Origin of the sequence: Nonomuraea dietziae (assembly GCF_014195505.1) — a bacterium.
Taxonomy (GTDB): Bacteria; Actinomycetota; Actinomycetes; order Streptosporangiales; family Streptosporangiaceae; genus Nonomuraea; species Nonomuraea roseola.
The window spans coordinates 6901127-6917251 of sequence record NZ_JACIBV010000001.1 but is presented as its reverse complement, the minus strand read 5'-3'; the positions used below and the strand labels follow the sequence as shown (position 1 = coordinate 6917251).

Genomic DNA, 16125 nt, shown 5'->3' with positions numbered 1-16125 from the left:
TTTACTGAGAAACCCCGACAGCCCCTGTGCTGTCGGGACAAATCTCTCTACACTCCGAGATCATCACCCCTCGGAGGACGTGTGCGATTTCGACGCCTGATCGTGTGCTCGATCCTGCTGGCCTTATTGCCCGCCGCTCCGGCCCTCGCCGGAGAGCCTCCGTCGACACCGGCCCCCACCGCCTCCGCACCCCCCGAGAGCACACCTCCGGCAGAACAGCCCTCCCCCGAGCAGCCGCCATCAGAACAGCCCTCCTCAGAGCAGCCCCCTCCAGCGCAGCCTTCCCAAGGCCGGCCTGAGGAGAAGCTCGAGGAGGGGCTGGCGGTCGCCGAGGGGACCAGCCGCGTCATCGTCGAGCTCACCGACGCCGCGCAGACCGCGCCCGTCGCCGCCCAGGCCGCCGCCCAGGACGCGCAGGTCGTGCTCCAGCCCGAGACACAGCCGGCCGCGCAGCCCTTCATCGTCGTCGAGGGCACCGCGGAGGAGCTGGCCAAGCTGGCCGAGGACCCGAGGGTGGCCTCCATCCACCGCGACCGCGCCTACCCGCCGACCGCGATCTCCAGCCTCCCCGTGATCGGCGCCGACAAGGTGCACGCCGAGGGCAGGACGGGCGCGGGACAGGCCGTCGCCATCCTTGACACCGGCATCGACCGCGACCACCCCTTCTTCGGCGGCAGGATCGTCGCCGAGGCGTGCTTCTCCTCCACCGAGTACGACGGCGTCGAGTCCCTGTGCCCCAACGGCCAAAGCCAGATGACGGGCACGGGCGCGGCCGACTCCGAGTACGCCAAGTGCCTGGTCGGCGGCGAGAACCTCTGCGAGCACGGCACCCACGTGGCCGGCATCGCGGCGGGCCAGGGCGGCGTCGCGCCGGGCGCGAGCATCGTGGCCGTGCAGGTGTTCAGCAGGGTCAACGACGAGGACACCTGCGGCGCCGCCGCCTGCCTGATGGCCTTCGAGTCGTCGCTGCGCCTGGCCGTCGACCACGTCGCCTCGCTGGCGCCCGCCACGCCCATCGCGGCCATGAACCTCAGCCTCGGCGGGCAGCTGTCCGACACCTCCTGCGACACCTCGGAGGAGGGGCAGGTCTTCAAGCCGAAGATCGACGACCTGCTGGCCAAGGGCGTGGCGACCGTGGTCGCCGCGGGCAACGAGTATTTCGAGGGCACCACGTTCCCCGCCTGCGTCTCCTCGGCCGTCGCGGTGGGCGCGAGTGACAACGGCGACCACATCGCCGACTTCTCCAACTCGGGCCCGCTGCTGGACCTGTTCGCGCCGGGGGTGGACATCGAGTCCTCTGTGCCCGACGACGCCATGGCCACCCACAGCGGCACCTCGATGGCGGCCCCGCACGTCGCGGGGGCGCTGGCCGTGCTCAAGGCGGCCTTCCCCGACCAGGCGATCGGCGCGCTGGTCGAGAAGCTGAAGACCTCGGGCAGGCCGTTCTCCTACCAGGCGGGAGGCGTCCAGGTGACCACGCCGCGCCTCGACCTGGCGGCCGCCGCGAGCGGCGCCGCGCCGCAGCCGACGGTCAGCCAGAGCGGGCCCGCGCCCGCGCCCTCGGAGAGCGGCCCCTCCCCCGAGCCCACGGACGAGGACCCCCGGTCCGAGGACCCCCGCTCCGACGATCCAGGCGAGAGCGACGAGCCCGATCCGACCCCCATCCCCCTGCCGACCGTGACGGTGACGGTGACCGTCACCGCGACACCTCCCGCCGCTCCCTCGTCCGTGTGCACCCGCGGTACGGCCGGCACCCGCATGACGGCCAAGGAGTGGGCAGTGGAGGTCTACCGCGGCACGGGGCAGCTGTCGGACGAGACGCTCACCTGCTACCTGAAGCTCGCCCACAAGACGAGCAAGGTCTTCCCCGAGCTGACCAAGGCCTCCTCTCTCGGCAAGGCCTACAGGGTGCTGAAGGCCCCCAAGGGCGCGCGGGCGAAGCTGGACCGCGCCCTGCTGGCCGCGTGGCTCAACTGGGCGCACGGGGCCACCTCCACACTGGCGCCGGTCCAGGCCGCGGAGAAGGTCCGGCTGACCGCCAAGGCGAGCAGCGCGAGCCTGAAGAAGGCCACCGCCGCACTCGGCAAGTAGCGCGCGGCACGCAGCCGAGAGGCCGGTCCCTCCACGGGACCGGCCTCCTTCGCGTTACCCAAAAGACACTTTGCTTCGCTTCTGACATCAAATTTCACATCTGTACACTCAGCCTCACAAATTGGATCACCCCCCTCGGAGGCACAGTGAGACTGCGGTCTCTCCTGGCCGGTGCGGCCACCCTCGCCGCCCTCTCGGCCGGGCTCGTCACAGCCCCCGCGCAAGCCGCCGCGGACGACCCGCTCAAGAAACTCGACCCCGCCGTGCGGATCAGCGGCACGCACAGGGCCATCGTCCAGGTGCAGAGCCCCGCGCAGGCCAAGTCCCTCGCCGCCACCGCCGAGGCGGTCACCCCCAGCGTCGAGAACGTCGCGCCCACCCCCGAAGCGCTCGCGGGCAAGCTCGACTTCTTCGTCTACGAGGGCACCGTCGAGGAGTTCAAGAAGATCGCGGGCCAGGCGAACGTCGTCTCCATCCGCGAGGACCGCCTCAACTCCCCCAACCTGGTCAGGAGCCTGCCGATCATCGGCGCCGACAAGGCGCAGGCCGCGGGCGTCACCGGGGCGGGCAAGGCCGTGGCCGTCCTCGACACGGGCATCGACGGCGACCACCCGTTCTTCGGCGGCCGCATCGCCGCCGAAGCGTGCTTCTCCGCCGAGAACGCCGCCGACACCGCCACCTCCCTGTGCCCGAGCGGCGCGCCGTTCCAGATCGGCGCGGGCGCGGCCAGCGCCACCACCGACGCCTGCATGAAGAACGTCGCGCCCGGCGACGCCACCTTCGGGATCTGCGCGCACGGCTCCCACGTCGCCGGCATCGTCGCGGGCAAGGCGCACTCCTCGCAGCGCGAGCCCTCCAACGGCGTCGCCCCCGGCGCGACCATCGTGCCGGTGCAGGTGTTCAGCAGGTTCACCAACCCCGAGTACTGCGGCGGGCCCGCCAACACCCCCTGCGCCCTGGCCTACGACTCCTCCATCCTCACCGGGATGTCGTACGTCAACCTGATCGCCAAGCAGTTCGGCATCGTCTCGGTCAACCTCAGCCTCGGCGGCGGCAAGTACGACACCGCCTGCGACACCGGCGACGGCGCCGACTTCAAGGCCCAGGTCGACCAGCTGATCGCGCAGAACGTCGCCACCGTCGTCGCGGCGGGCAACGAGGCCTTCGACGCCTCGGTCTCCTGGCCTGCCTGCGTCTCCAACGTGGTGACCGTCGGCTCGACCGACGTGGAGTACCCGCAGGTCGGCACCCGTACCGACGACGTGTCGTCCTTCAGCAACCGCGGCGAGATGCTCGACCTGTTCGCCCCCGGCTGGCCGATCTTCTCCTCCGTGCCCGACGACAGGTACGCGGGCTTCGGCGGCACCTCGATGGCCGCCCCGCACGTCGCGGGCGCCTTCGCGCTGATGAGGGAGAAGCTGCCCGACGCCTCGGTTGAGGAGATCCTCGCCAGGTTCAAGGCCGCGGGCAAGCCGATCACCTACACCAGCGCGGGCAAGCAGCTGACCACGCCGCGCCTGGACGTCTGGAAGGCGCTGCCGCGCATCGAGTGCGCCGCCACCTACGCCACCAAGGCGTCGTGGCCCGGCGGGTTCCAGGCCTCGGTCACGGTGAAGAACACCGGCACGCTGCCGATCAAGAGCTGGAAGGTGACCTGGACCTTCCCCGACCGCCAGAGGGTGCAGACCCTCTGGAACGGCAAGGTCTCCCAGAGCGGCGCGGACGTCACGGTGACGAACGCCCGCTGGAACGGCTCCCTGGCTCCCGAGGCCTCGGCGCAGTTCGGGTTCAACGGGCAGCTGCGCGGCGGGGCGAACAACCCGCCTGCGACGCTGACCTGCACGGCCGCCTGACCTGTCAGTGCGCATCACGGCCACGCCCTCCTTCGGGCGTGGCCGTTTCGCTTGCGGGCGCCGTTGCGGCGCCCGGCCGGAGTCCCGCTGGGCGGCGCGCCTTCGGCGGAGGGGACCACGCGCCTGCGGAGGAGCATGGCGGGCTTGCCGTACGAGATGGTTGGGTTGGGGGCGCTCGCGGGCGCGGGGGCGTCGCTTAAGGTGACATTTATGGACGCGACCAAGGCGATCGTTGACACCGTTGACCGATTCCGCCAGCGGCGTACCGCCCCGCTGGTGCTGGAGCTTGACCTCACCGAGGGGCTGACCGCGGGTCCTCCCGCCGATCCGCTCAACGCGATTCTCACCATGCGCAAGCCGCGCCTGGCCGACGTCCTGTCGGGCCTCAAGCGCGCCAGGCACGACTCCCGCGTCAAGGCTCTCATCGTCAAGATCGGCGGGAACCCGCTCGGCCTGGCGATGGTGCAGGAGCTGCGCCAGGCCGTCACCCACTTCCGCGCCTCGGGCAGGCTGACGGTCGCCTACGGTGAGACGTTCGGCGAGTTCGGCCAGGGCACGATCCCCTACTACCTGGCCAGCGCCTTCGAACGCGTCTACCTCCAGCCCAGCGGCGACGTCGGCCTCACCGGCATCGCCCTCGAGCAGCGCTTCCTCAAGGGCGCGCTCGAGAAGCTCGACATCGCCTACGAGGTGGGGCAGCGGCACGAGTACAAGACCGCCGCCAACACCTTCACCCAGGATCACATGACCGACGCGCACAGGGAGTCGTACGGCAGGCTCGCCGAGTCGATCCTCGAGCACGTGGTCGCGGGCATCGCCGAAGGCAGGCGGCTCGACCCCGGCAAGGTTCGCGAGCTGGTCGACAGGGGTCCCTTCATCGGCGCCGAGGCCGTCGACGCGGGTCTCGTGGACAGGCTCGCCTACAGGGACGAGGTGTACGACGAGGTCAAGAAGGCCGCGGGCGACCAGGCGCACCTGCAGTTCGTCTCCCGCTACGCGCGCGGCGCGGCCGTGAGGAAGCTGCCGAACCCGACGGCGGACAGCGTCGCCCTCATCCACGGCCACGGAATGATCAAGCTGGGCCGCAGCGGGCGCAGCCCGCTGGGCGGCGGCGGTTCGATGGGCTCCGACACGATCAGCGCCGCCATCCGCGCGGCCAGGCGCGACCCGCACGTCAAGGCCGTGGTGTTCAGAGTGGACAGCCCCGGAGGCTCCTATGTCGCCTCCGACACGGTGTGGCGCGAGGTCGTGCTCACCCGCAAGGTCAAGCCGGTCATCGTCTCCATGGGCGACGTCGCGGCCTCCGGCGGCTACTTCGTCGCCATGGCGGCCGACGTCATCATCGCCCAGCCCGGCACCCTGACCGGCTCCATCGGCGTGCTCGGCGGCAAGGCCGTGCTCGGCGGGCTGATGCAGAGGGCGGGCGTCACCACCGACATGATCACCGAGGGGGCCAACGCGGCGATGTTCTCCTCGGCCCGGTCCTTCTCCACGGAGGAGTGGGACAGGGTCAACGCCTGGCTCGACCGCATCTACGACGACTTCGTGGGCAAGGTCGCCGAGGGACGCCACCTGACCAGGGAGCGCGCGCACGAGCTGGCTCGCGGCCGCGTCTGGACCGGCGCCGACGCGCGCGAGCGCGGGCTCGTCGACGAGCTCGGCGGGCTGGAGGACGCCCTCGGCCTGGCCCGCAAGCGGGCAGGGCCTCGCCGACGACGCTCCCGTGCGCACCTATCCGCGGCTCAACCCGCTGGAGCGGTTGAAGGGGCCCGAGTCGAGCGAGGACAAGGCGGCGGCGCTGGCCAGGGTGCGGCTGGAGGCCTGGGGTCCGTTCGCGAGGATCGCGGGCGAGCTCGGCCTTCCCTCCTACGGCCCGCTCCTGCTGCCGGGCGAGATCGTCATCCGCTAGGCGTCCTACTCGCCGGTGACCCCGTCGATGCGCTCGCGCATCAGGTCGGCGTGGCCGTTGTGCCGGGCGTACTCCTCAATCATGTGGATGAGGATGTAGCGGTGCGAGTAGTGGGCTCCACGCCTGGCGACCTTGGCGAGAGCGTCGATGGGCGTGTTCGCCGAGACCTTGCGGCACTCGTCCACCTCGGCGCGCCACACGGCCAGCGCCTCGTCGGCCGGGACGTCCGCGACGTCGAACTCGACGTCGTCGACGTCATTCCAGTACAGGGCGGGCAGGTCGGCGCCTTCGAGGACGCGGCGGAACCAGTAGCGCTCGACGTCGGTGAGATGGCGGACCAGGCCGAGCAGCGACATGGCGGAGGGCGGGACCGCCCGCTCGCGCAACTGCTCGTCGGTCAGCGCCGCGCACTTGACGGCCAAGGTCTCGCGATGCCAGTCGAGGAAGGCGGTGAGGAGCTCACGCTCGTCACCGGCGGCCGGGGGATCGATTCTCGGGTCAGTCACCCGGCCTATTCTCCTGGGTGATCCTTGTTCATGGTGAAATATGCCAGATGTGGCCCCAGCAGAGGCTGGTGGGCGAGATGCTCGTCTACTGCTTCGTCGTCGTCCTGCTCACCGGCGCCTTCCTCACCTTCTTCTACACGCCGAGCGCCGAGGAGGTGGTCTACGACGGCTCCTACGACCTGCTCAAGGGCATCGCCATGAGCACGGCCTACGCCTCGGTGCTGGACCTCAGCTTCGACGTGCGCGGCGGCCTGTTCATCCGGCACCTCCACCAGTGGTCGTCGGTGATCTTCCTGGTGGGCGTCGCCCTGCGCCTGACGGCCTGCCGCGCGTTCCTCCAGGCGGTGCCGGTGATCGCACTCCTCGTGCTGGGCGCGCTCAACGCGGTCGCCGGCTACGCGCTGACCGACGACCTGTTCGCGGGGAGGATCCGGGGCGAGGCGCCGATCGCCTGGTGGTACGGCGCGCACCTGCTGCTCGCCTTCGTCGTCGCGGCCGCCCTGGTGGTCGCGTGGCGGCGGGCGGGGGCCCAGCGGCCCAGAGCGCTCTACTTCGTGGTGATCTGCCTCAGTCTGACGCTGCTGGCGGTCCTCTTCCCCCTCAACCAGATCTGGCTGCACGGCCCCTCGATGTGACCGGCCCTGATGATCCTCACACGACCGGCCAGTCAACGTGGCCGTCGGTCACAGGGTGGTCGACGGCCTCGCGTGGAGCGGCGGGGAGGGTCTGCCGTGGCAGCACGGCGCGCACCTGCTGCTGGCGTCCGGCACAGCGGTCGTGGTGGTGGCCGCCTGGCGACGGGCGGGCATCCAGCGGCCAGGACCGCGCTCCTTCGCGGTGGTCTGCCTCGGCGTCACGCTGCTGGCGGCTCTCCACACCCTCAGCCAGGTGGGACCGCACGGCCGCTGGATGTGAAGGTGACGGCGGTCAGCCCGTCGCTCGCGCGGTGAAGAAGGTCTTGGCCCTCGTCAGCGCGTCGTGGTCGGTCGCCATCTCGCCCGGACGGTTGGCGAAGCCGAGCAGCGCGCCGCCCCACCGTCCGCCGAAGTACTGCGCGCACAGCCGCAAGGTGCCCACCAGCGGGTCGGCCACCGCCATGTCGTCGTCACTCACGGCGCTGATCGCCCAGGTCGTCTTGCCGGCCATGCGCCTGCGGAAGTCGACGCCGGGCACGCGCATCCAGGCCGACCAGTAGTCGAGGTAGAGCTTGGTGGAGGCCGACACGCTGTACCAGTAGAGCGGCGAGGCGATCACCAGGTCGGTCGCGTCGAGCGTGGCCTCCAGAAGCACCCGCTCGTTCCCCACGGGCGCCCGGTAGACGCCGTCGTCGACGTGCCGTACATCCCTGAACGGCGGGAGCGGCAGGTCGTCGAGGTGCAGCCAGCGCTGCTCCGCCCCCTCGGGCAGGTGCTCGGCGGCCGTCCTCGCCAGGGCTTCGGTGTTGCCACCCGGCCGCGCACTGCCCATCAGGAAGAGGAACCTACGCTCGGCCATTCGCTGTCTCCGATCGAGATGTATGCACGTGCATATTACACGTCATTTCTTGTCCGGATGCGCCGTCTTCCTCCCGGCCGTCACTCGGAGAGCAGATCGTCCGGAGTCGAGCGGGCGAGGCCGGCGAGCGTGGCCAGGGCGCGGGCGAGGATGTCGGCGGGCGGGGAGGCCAGGCCCAGCCGGATGGCGTTCGGGGCGCGGTAGTGGCCCACGGCGAAGGCCGCCGCGGGGGTGACCGCGATGCCCTGGCGCGCGGCGGCGGCGACGAAGGTGTCGGCCCGCCACAGCGGCGGGAGCTCCCACCAGCAGTAGAAGGAATGCGGATCGCTGTGCACCGCGAACTCCCCCAGGTGCCGGGCGGCGAGCTCCTGCCGGGCGGCGGCCTCCGCCTGCTTGGCGCGGGTCACCTTGCCGACCACGCCGTCGCTCAGCCATCGGGTGGCGGCGTCCAGCGCGAAACGCATCGGCGTCCAACCACCGGAGCGCAGGGCGGTCGAGACGTTCGCCCCGAGGGCCTCGGGCACGACGGCGAACCCGAGCGTCAGGCCGGGAGCCAGCCGCTTGGACAGGCTGTCGACGAGGATGGTGCGTTCGGGGGCGAGCGCGGCGAGAGGCGGCAGGTCGTGGCGCAGGAAGGACCAGATCGCGTCCTCGATCGCGTGCAGGCCCAGCCGCCTCAGCAGGCCTGCCAGCTCGATCCTGCGCTCCACCGGCATGGTCAGCGACAGCGGGTTGTGCAGCGTCGGCTGAAGGTAGACGGCGTCGAGCGGGGTCTTGCGCATGGCGGCCTCGACGGCCTCGGGAACCAGTCCTGCCGCGTCGACGGCCAGCGGCACGAGAGTGACCCCAAGGCGGCTCGCGATCGCCTTGACGACGGGATAGGTGAGCTCCTCCACGCCGATCCTGGCGCCGGGGGAGGCCAGCGCGGTCATGGCCGCGGCGATCGCCTGACGACCGTTGCCAGCGAACAGCACCCGCTCCTGGTCCGGCCGCCAGTCCTCGCGGGCGAGCAGATCGGCGACGCCGCTGCGCGCAGGGAGCGTCCCCGCCGCGCCCACCGGGCGCATGGACGCCTCCAGCACGTCGGGACGCAGCAGAGCGCCCATGCTCTCGGCCAGAAGGCTCGCCTGCTCGGGCACGAAGGCGTAGGTGAGCTCCAGATCGACCCTGCTGTCGGCCGGCTCGGCGAGAGCGGGCTGCGGGCGTGGAGCAGCGGCCCTGACGAAGGTGCCGCGTCCGACCTCGCCGACCGTCAGGCCACGCAGCACCAGTTCCTTGTAGACGCGGGCGGCGGTGGAGGTGGCGATGGCGCGCTGCCGCGCGAACTCCCGCTGCGGCGGCAGGCGATCGCCGGGCCGTAGCCGCCCAGCCGCGATGTCCGCCGCCACCTCGTCAGCCACCCGCCGGAAGTCGTCCATGGCCGTCTCCTCTCCGAGGGGAGTCAAGCACAGAATTGCTCCGAGTTCAATTTCTTATATTGCACTGAGAATGGACTGAGGGATAGCTTCGCCATATCGGCGCAATCAGTGGCCTGCGGCGATCCCATGGCTCGAACGCAGAAGGTGGACGGTGGCGATGATCGAACAGAGCGCACTGCTCGGCGTGGTGTCGATTGCGCTGGGCATGGTGCTGTCGCCGGGCCCGAACATGATGTACCTGGTGTCGAGAAGCATCAGCCAGGGACGCCGGGCCGGAATCATCTCCCTGGGCGGGGTCGCGGCCGGCTTCCTGGTCTACCTCGTGGGCGCGAACCTGGGGCTGGCGGTGCTGTTCGCCGCCGTGCCCGAACTGCTCACCGTCATCAGGATCGCCGGGGCGTGCTATCTGCTGTGGCTCGCCTGGAAGACCATCAAACCCGGCGGCGTATCGGTCTTCACCGTTCAGGACGTGCCCGCCGACTCCCCGCGCAGGCTCTTCACCATGGGGCTGCTGACGAACCTGCTCAACCCGAAGATCGCCATCCTGTACGTCGCGATCATTCCGCAGTTCGTCGACCTCACCAAGGGTGATGTGCTGCTCCAAGGCATCATCCTCGGCGGCTTCCAGATCATGGTGGCCGTCTCGGTGAACCTGTCGATCGTGCTGGCCGCCGGAGCCCTCGCGGGGTTTCTCGCCCGCCGTCCCTCCTGGCTGCGGACCCAGCGGATCACCATGGGAAGCCTGCTCGGAGTCCTGGCCGTCATGCTCGCCCTCGGCACCTCGGGGAACGTGACCACACCTCTGACGTAGCGCACGTCCACGCACCTCTGACGGCGCCGCCCTACACCGGCCGGTAGCGTCCGCGCAGCCGTACCAGGGGGAGGGGCGCGGAGTCCACGTAGTCGACGGCGAGCACCCCCGCCACGAACAGAGCATGGTCTCCCGCGGGCACGACCTGCGTCGTCTCCACCTCCAGCGCCGCCACCCCACCCTCGATGATCAGCGCGTCGGTGTGCGGGCCCCGGTGGTGCGGCGCGCCGGAGACCAGGTGACGGGCGCTCGGACGGCCGGCGACCGCGAACCTGCTGGCGATCGCCGCCTGCCCCGAGGAGAGCAGCGAGGCGGCCCAGCGGTCCTGCCTGAGCAACACCTCGGCGAGATAGCCGCGGCTGGACAGACTGGCCAGGATGAGCGGCGGATCGACGGAGACGGACATCAGCGCGGACACCGTCACGCCCACGTCGTCACGGCCGTCCTTCACCGTGATCACGGCCACGCCCGCCGCCAGCTGTGCCATCGCCTCGGTGAACTCACTCACTCGATCACTCTGGCACATGACGGGACGTACACCCCACCCCGCCGAAACGACAGGACGACCTTCGCACCCGACCCGCCCGGGGTGTCGTCCCCCTCGCTTCAGACCGTTTGCGTGATCGAGAAGACGCTCGTGGTGCGACTCCCCTTACCGCCGCTACACGCCGAGATCGCGCGCGCACCAGGACTTCAGAGCCTGGGAGTGCGCCGGCGCTGGAACGCGTCGAAGGGCGCGCGTGACGACCGGGGAGTGTGAGGGGCCGGAAGGCCCCTCACCGGGGTTTCAGGGGCATGGCCCCTGAAAAGAGCGCTGCCCGAGCCGCGGGCGAGGACCTTGCCTTTGGCTCGGACATCGCGTGTTTCCGTTACAGCAGGCCGTTGGTGGTCAGCCAGTCCTTGGCGACCGTGGCGGGGTCGTCCTTGTCGACGGAGATCTTCTGCATCATCTGCGTGAGGTTCTCGGTCGTCAGCTTGGCCGACACGGCGTTCAGAGTGGTCTTGATCGTCTCCGTCGTGGCCGCCTTGTTCACCAGCGGCGTGACGTTCTGGGCGCTGAAGACGTTCTTGGGGTCCTGCAGCGAGACCATGTTGTTGATGATGATCTTCGGGTCGGTCGTGAAGACGTTGCCCGCCTGGACCGTGCCGTCCTTGATCGCGTCCGCGGTGGTGTCGCCCGTCGGCTTCCACTCCTTGAACTCAAGGCCGTAGACGTCCTTGAACTGCTGCTCACGGCGCTTCTTGAACTCGGGAGGACCGCCGACCGCCATCTGCTTCGAGACCTTGGCCAGGTCCTCGATGGTCGTCAGCTTGTACTTCTCAGCGGTCTCCTTGGTGACCGTCAGAGAGTCGTTGTCCTGCGCGGGAGAGGACTCGAGGATCTCGAGCTCGGCCGGCAGCTTGCTGGCAAGCTCGCTGTTGACCTCCTCCTTCGAGGCGGCGGTCGACTTGGGGTCGACGAAGAACAGCAGCGCGCCGTTGTACTCGGGCAGGATGGTCAGCCCGCCGCTCTTGACCTGGTTGTAGATGACCTCGCGGCTGCCGATGTTCGGCTTCTCCTCGACCGTCACGCCCTTGGCCTTGAGCGCCTGGGCGTAGATGGAGCCCAGCAGCACGCTCTCGGGGAAGTTGAACGAACCGACGACGGCCGTGCCCCCGCCCGGCGCCGACGCGGACCCCGTGGGAGCCGCGCTCGCGGAGGTGGTGTCCAGCGGGTTGCTGCCGCTGCCGCCGCCACCACAGGCCGACAGGGTGAGCATCGCCGAGAACAGGACCGCCGCGGTGCCGAATATGCGTCTCATGCTTATTTCCCTTCTAAACGGGGGGTAATGGAGAGATTAGCGGACCCTCAGTCGCTGGCTCACCCCCGGGGAGACCATCACCTTCTGCGCGAGGGTGAACAGACCCTGTACGGCGAGCGCGAAGCCCACGATCAGCACCGAGCCGCCGACCACGCTCTCGTAGTCCTGTGTCGCCAAACCGTCGATGATGTAACGTCCGAGCCCGCCGAGCCCGACGTAGGCGGCCACCGCCGCGGTCGCCACGACCTGCACCGCCGCCAGCCTGAGGCCGAGCATGACGAGGGGCAGCGCGACCGGCACGAGCACCTTGAACAGCACCTGCGGGCCGCGCAGTCCCATGCCATAGGCCGCGTCGCGCAGCTCGGGATCGACCCCTCTGATGCCCTCGAAGGTGTTGACCAGGATCGGCGGCACGGCCAGCGCCACCAGGGGGATCAGTACGGGCCAGATCGAGGCGGTGCCGAGCAGCAGCACGATGAGCACCAGCAGGCCGAGTGTCGGCAGCGCCCTGGCCAGGTTGGCGCTGACCACCACGATCACCGAGCCCTTGCCGGTGTGCCCGATGAGCAGGCCGAGCGGGATCCCGATGAGCGCGGCCAGCACCAGCGCGGCGGCCGAGAAGCCGAGGTGTTCGAGGAGCCTGACGGGGATGGCGCCGGGGCCCGACCAGTTGTCCGGGTTCCCGAAGAAGTCGATCAACCAGTTCACGACGCCCTCCTCGCTCGCATCCAGGGCGTGAGCAGGCGCTGGGCGGCCAGCACGATCCCGTCGCCGACCAGCGCCAGCAGCACGATGAGCACGATGCCCGCGATGGCGGGGGTGTAGAAGTCGCGTTGGAAGGCGTCGGTGAACAGGTTGCCGAGGCCGCCCTGCCCGATGAGCGCGCCGACGCTGACCAGGCTGATGCTGGAGACGGTGACGACGCGCAGCCCTGCCAGCACGACGGGCACCGCGATCGGCAGCTCCACCTGGACCAGGCGGCGCAGCGGCGTGAAGCCCATGGCCACCGCCGACTGCCTCACGTGGTCGGGCACCGAGCCCATGCCGTCGACGACGGCGGGCACCAGCACCGCGAGGGCGTAGAAGGTCAGCGGGATGATCACGGTCATCCTGGTGAGGCCGGTCTGGGGGATCAGCAGCATGAACAGCGGCAGCGACGGCAGCGCGTAGATCACGTTCATGACCGCGGAGGTCGGCTGGTAGAGGAAGCGCCACCGCACGCAGGCCAGCCCCAGCGGCAGCGAGACGAGCAGCCCGAGCACGACCGGGACGAGCGACATCACGACGTGCGCCTCGAGCAGGTTGACGATGCTGTTGGGCGAGTCGGAGTTCCAGTTGCTCTCGACCCAGCTCCATCTGAACAGCGGCTGCTCGTCATCCATCGGCGGCCTCCGAGAGAGCCTCGTCGAGGGCCTTCCTGGTGGCGACGCCGACGACCCTGCCCGACTCGTCGAGCGCCACGGCCTGCCCCGAGGAGGACAACAGGGCCGCGTCGAGCGCCGCGCGCAGGGAGTCCTTGCCGTGGACGTAGGTGCCGAAGGGCTCGTCGCGATCGAGCCACCCGACCGGCTTGCCGTCCTCGGACACGACCATCAGCCACGCGTCGTCCGAGGGGCCGGCGGCGGAGGACGAGGTGACGGTCAGGTCCGTGCGGAGCTTCAGGTACGAACTGGAGACGAACGACAGCCGCCTGATGCCGCGGTCCCTGCCGAGGAACTCCCGCACGAAGTCGTCGGCCGGCTCCGACAGCAGCGTCTTGGGGGCGGCGAACTGGGCCAGCTTGCCCCCGACCCGCAGCACCGCGACCTTGTCGCCGAGCTTGATCGCCTCGTCGATGTCGTGGGTGACGAAGACGATCGTCTTGTTCAGCTCGGCCTGCAGCCTGAGCAGCTCCTCCTGCAGCGAGGTGCGCACGATCGGGTCGACGGCGCTGAACGGCTCGTCCATCAGCAGGACGGGCGGGTCGGCGGCCAGCGCGCGGGCCACGCCGACGCGCTGCTGCTGCCCGCCCGAAAGCTGGAAGGGGTAGCGCTGGGCCATCTTGGGGTCGAGCCCGACCCGCTCCAGCAGCTCCATGGCGCGGTCGCGGGCCTTCTTCTTCTCCCAGCCCAGCAGGTACGGCACGGTCGCCACGTTGTCGACGATCTTGCGATGGGGGAAGAGACCCGCCTGCTGGATGACGTACCCGATGCCCCTGCGCAGAGTCGGCGGGTCGATCTGCCTGACGTCGGAGCCGTCCAGCAGGATCTGGCCCTCCGTGGCGTCGATCATCCTGTTGATCATCCTGAGCGTGGTGGTCTTGCCGCATCCCGACGGCCCCACCAGCACGGTGATCTGTCCCGTCTCCGCCTCGAGAGACAGGTCGTCCACGGCCACGAAGCCATCCGGATAGCGCTTCGTGACGGAGTCGAATGTGATCATGCGCGACCTCTCGCTCGAGCGGCGGGGCCGCGGCCCGCCCCATGATCTCTGCGAGACAGACTACGGCGACCGATCCCCGTCTGTCCCGTTGGCCCCCAGGTGAAACGGTTCACGGGGCTACCAAATGAGCATCCAGTGGTGCATTCCAAGACCACAACCGGCATGATTGCCTGCAACACTCCGACGCCGCCCCCTCATCCCCCGCGTCCGATCTTTCTGACAGAGGAATCCGGCCCCGTGACCCTTCCGCTCACCGATCAGCGCTCTCGCGAGGATCTGATCGCCGAGCTCTACGACCGTCACGCCGCCGGGCTGTTCGCCTACTGCGCGGACCAGCTCGGCGACACGGGCTCCGCCTCCGACGCGCTGGACGCCGTGCTGTCCAGCGCGCTCTCCGTGGAGCCGCCGCGTGCCGCGCTGTACGCGCTCGCGCGGCGGGAGATCTTCCGCCGCGACATCGTCTACGCGCCTCCCGTCATCGACCCTCTGGTCGACCCCGCCACCGCCCTGGTCGAGCGCGTCCTGCGCGAGCTGCGCCCGCACCAGCGCGAGGTGCTCGTGCTGTCCGTCGTCATCGGGCTCACCGACGCCGAGCTGGCCTGGGTGCTCGACGTGGCCAACGACACCGCCGTCGAGCTGATCCAGAACGCCGCGCTCCGTTTCCGCCAGTCGCTGCTGTCGGCGCTGGGCACCGCGGGGCCGCGGCTGTCCCAGCCGGTGGCCGAGGTGTACGGCGCGCTGGGCGTCGCGCCCCTGCGCGATGTGCTCGGCCGCCTGCCGTGGCGCCCTCCGCCGGCCGCGATCAGGATCCGCCTGCTCGGCCCGCGTCCCGCCGCCCCCGCTCCGGCCGCGCGCACGACCTCGCTGTTCGTGAGGCCGCTGTGGCCGACCGCGCCGTCCTGGCCGCAACCGCTGGGCGTCAGCGACCCCGCGACCAGCACGGGCATCTTCCCGACCGAGCTGCTGACCCCTCCCGACCCTTCGCGCGTCTCACCGCACGAGGCGGCGACCGCGCCGATGCCGAAGCTGCGCGAGGGCCGCTCCCCCCGCCATCCCCTCATGCGCGACAGACCCCTGCCGCGCTCGTCGGCCGCGCGCGGGCCCGTGCTCTCGGCTCCGACGCCCGGCGACGTGCTCGACGCTCCCTCGGCGTGGGACGCCTTCAGCAAGCCCGCCGTCCAGGAGCGGCCCGCCGATCCGCCCGCCGGTGACATCCTCGACGACCACTGGACCGCGGCGCCCCCTGACCACACCCCCGACACGGCCGCCGACTCCACGGACGTGCCGATGCGGGCACGGGACCGGAGGGCGCTGGCCGACCTGCTCGTGCACAAGGGCGAGCCCCGCCCCGAGCCCTCCCTGTTCGCGCCGCGCCGTCCCCCCAGGGAGCCGGTCTACGTGCTGCCTCCCGAGCCTGCCGGAACGCCGGTGCGGGAGGAGCCGAAGGCCGAGGCGCAGGTGCGGGAGGCCGGGGCGTCCACGGAGGCGGCGTCGGCGCCGCTCGCCCCTGAGCCGGTGCGGCCCGCCCCGCCCGAGCAGCCGAAGAGACCCGCCCCGCAGAAGAGCGCGTCTCCGAAGAGCACGTCTCCGAAGAGCGCGCCACAGAAGAGCCCTGCTCAGAAGCGCCCGGCCAAGAAGGCGGCCACGGGCAAGGCCGCCAAGGGCAAGGCCGCGGCGAAGAGGAAGGGCAAGCGGCGCAACCGTCACCACGACTGGGCGTGGGAGGTGGCAGGCTTCCTCATCTGCGTGGCGATCGCGATGCTGGTCTTCTTCTGGGTCCCGAGGTAGGCGAAGGCATCCGGGTGCCGGGGTAGGGAGAA

14 protein-coding genes and 1 pseudogene are annotated in these 16125 nt (G+C 70.4%); 7 read left to right on the top strand and 8 right to left on the bottom strand.

What is annotated here, in order from left to right; all coding sequences use genetic code 11:
• Positions 1-81: 81 nt before the first annotated feature.
• The 3 genes and pseudogenes from FHR33_RS33075 to sppA all read left to right on the top strand — a co-directional run bounded on the left by FHR33_RS33075 (position 82) and on the right by sppA (position 5853).
• Complete coding sequence (locus FHR33_RS33075; protein WP_183656113.1) at positions 82-2091, top strand: S8 family peptidase; 2010 nt, start codon at positions 82-84, stop codon at positions 2089-2091.
• A 146-nt stretch (positions 2092-2237) separates the two neighbouring features.
• The gene (locus tag FHR33_RS50775; RefSeq protein WP_183656112.1) at positions 2238-3944 is read left to right on the top strand and encodes a S8 family peptidase; all 1707 of its coding nucleotides are present in this window, start codon (positions 2238-2240) and stop codon (positions 3942-3944) included.
• Positions 3945-4154: 210 nt separating this feature from the next.
• Positions 4155-5853, top strand: a pseudogene (gene sppA, locus FHR33_RS33065) (signal peptide peptidase SppA).
• 5 nt (positions 5854-5858) lie between these two features.
• Here the strand turns inward: sppA and FHR33_RS33060 are convergent.
• On the bottom strand, positions 5859-6359 hold the full coding sequence (locus FHR33_RS33060; RefSeq protein ID WP_183656109.1) for a DinB family protein: 501 nt from the start codon (positions 6357-6359) through the stop codon (positions 5859-5861).
• A gap of 47 nt (positions 6360-6406) precedes the next feature.
• Here FHR33_RS33060 and FHR33_RS33055 point away from each other — a divergent pair, with 47 nt between their 5' ends.
• Positions 6407-6994 (top strand): cytochrome b family protein, encoded by a 588-nt coding sequence (locus tag FHR33_RS33055; protein WP_183656106.1) that lies wholly within the window; start codon positions 6407-6409, stop codon positions 6992-6994.
• Between the two features lie 37 nt (positions 6995-7031).
• A complete protein-coding gene (locus FHR33_RS33050) occupies positions 7032-7274 on the top strand; it encodes a hypothetical protein (RefSeq protein ID WP_183656103.1) in 243 nt (80 codons plus the stop codon).
• Positions 7275-7286: 12 nt separating this feature from the next.
• Here FHR33_RS33050 and FHR33_RS33045 read toward each other — a convergent pair whose 3' ends face one another.
• Both FHR33_RS33045 and FHR33_RS33040 read right to left on the bottom strand, forming a co-directional pair.
• On the bottom strand, positions 7287-7853 hold the full coding sequence (locus tag FHR33_RS33045) for a flavodoxin family protein (protein WP_183656100.1): 567 nt from the start codon (positions 7851-7853) through the stop codon (positions 7287-7289).
• Positions 7854-7933: 80 nt separating this feature from the next.
• Positions 7934-9271, bottom strand: coding sequence for an aminotransferase-like domain-containing protein (locus FHR33_RS33040; RefSeq protein WP_183656097.1), 1338 nt, complete (start codon positions 9269-9271; stop codon positions 7934-7936).
• Between the two features lie 157 nt (positions 9272-9428).
• On the opposite strand from FHR33_RS33040, the gene FHR33_RS33035 reads away from it, so the two are divergent.
• Positions 9429-10082 (top strand): LysE family translocator, encoded by a 654-nt coding sequence (locus FHR33_RS33035; protein WP_183656094.1) that lies wholly within the window; start codon positions 9429-9431, stop codon positions 10080-10082.
• Between the two features lie 31 nt (positions 10083-10113).
• On the opposite strand, the gene FHR33_RS33030 is transcribed toward FHR33_RS33035, so the two are convergent.
• From FHR33_RS33030 to FHR33_RS33015, 5 genes are all read right to left on the bottom strand, one after another.
• Complete coding sequence (locus FHR33_RS33030) at positions 10114-10590, bottom strand: flavin reductase family protein (RefSeq protein ID WP_312895829.1); 477 nt, start codon at positions 10588-10590, stop codon at positions 10114-10116.
• 361 nt (positions 10591-10951) lie between these two features.
• Complete coding sequence (locus FHR33_RS33025) at positions 10952-11884, bottom strand: ABC transporter substrate-binding protein (protein WP_183656089.1); 933 nt, start codon at positions 11882-11884, stop codon at positions 10952-10954.
• A gap of 36 nt (positions 11885-11920) precedes the next feature.
• A complete protein-coding gene (locus tag FHR33_RS50770) occupies positions 11921-12592 on the bottom strand; it encodes an ABC transporter permease (RefSeq protein WP_312895828.1) in 672 nt (223 codons plus the stop codon).
• Positions 12589-13266, bottom strand: a complete 678-nt coding sequence (locus tag FHR33_RS50765; RefSeq protein WP_246452252.1) for an ABC transporter permease — start codon at positions 13264-13266, stop codon at positions 12589-12591. Before FHR33_RS50765 ends, FHR33_RS50770 begins: the two co-directional genes overlap by 4 nt.
• Positions 13259-14305: an ABC transporter ATP-binding protein gene (locus FHR33_RS33015; protein ID WP_183656086.1), complete on the bottom strand. Its 1047-nt coding sequence runs from the start codon at positions 14303-14305 to the stop codon at positions 13259-13261. The genes FHR33_RS50765 and FHR33_RS33015 overlap by 8 nt, the downstream gene beginning before the upstream one ends.
• A gap of 237 nt (positions 14306-14542) precedes the next feature.
• Here FHR33_RS33015 and FHR33_RS33010 point away from each other — a divergent pair, with 237 nt between their 5' ends.
• Positions 14543-16093 carry an RNA polymerase sigma factor gene (locus tag FHR33_RS33010; protein ID WP_183656083.1) on the top strand — a complete coding sequence of 517 codons (1551 nt, stop codon included), beginning with the start codon at positions 14543-14545 and terminating at the stop codon, positions 16091-16093.
• Positions 16094-16125 lie beyond the last annotated feature (32 nt).

Excerpts from the sequence above, each read along its gene's own strand:
- FHR33_RS33015 (WP_183656086.1), bottom strand. The coding sequence starts at position 14,305 with ATGATCACATTCGACTCCGTCACGAAGCGCTATCCGGATGGCTTCGTG.
- FHR33_RS33045 (WP_183656100.1), bottom strand. The coding sequence starts at position 7,853 with ATGGCCGAGCGTAGGTTCCTCTTCCTGATGGGCAGTGCGCGGCCGGGT.
- FHR33_RS33040 (WP_183656097.1), bottom strand. The coding sequence starts at position 9,271 with ATGGACGACTTCCGGCGGGTGGCTGACGAGGTGGCGGCGGACATCGCG.
- FHR33_RS33025 (WP_183656089.1), bottom strand. The coding sequence starts at position 11,884 with ATGAGACGCATATTCGGCACCGCGGCGGTCCTGTTCTCGGCGATGCTC.
- FHR33_RS33055 (WP_183656106.1), top strand. The coding sequence starts at position 6,407 with ATGTGGCCCCAGCAGAGGCTGGTGGGCGAGATGCTCGTCTACTGCTTC.
- FHR33_RS33035 (WP_183656094.1), top strand. The coding sequence starts at position 9,429 with ATGATCGAACAGAGCGCACTGCTCGGCGTGGTGTCGATTGCGCTGGGC.
- FHR33_RS50765 (WP_246452252.1), bottom strand. The coding sequence starts at position 13,266 with ATGGATGACGAGCAGCCGCTGTTCAGATGGAGCTGGGTCGAGAGCAAC.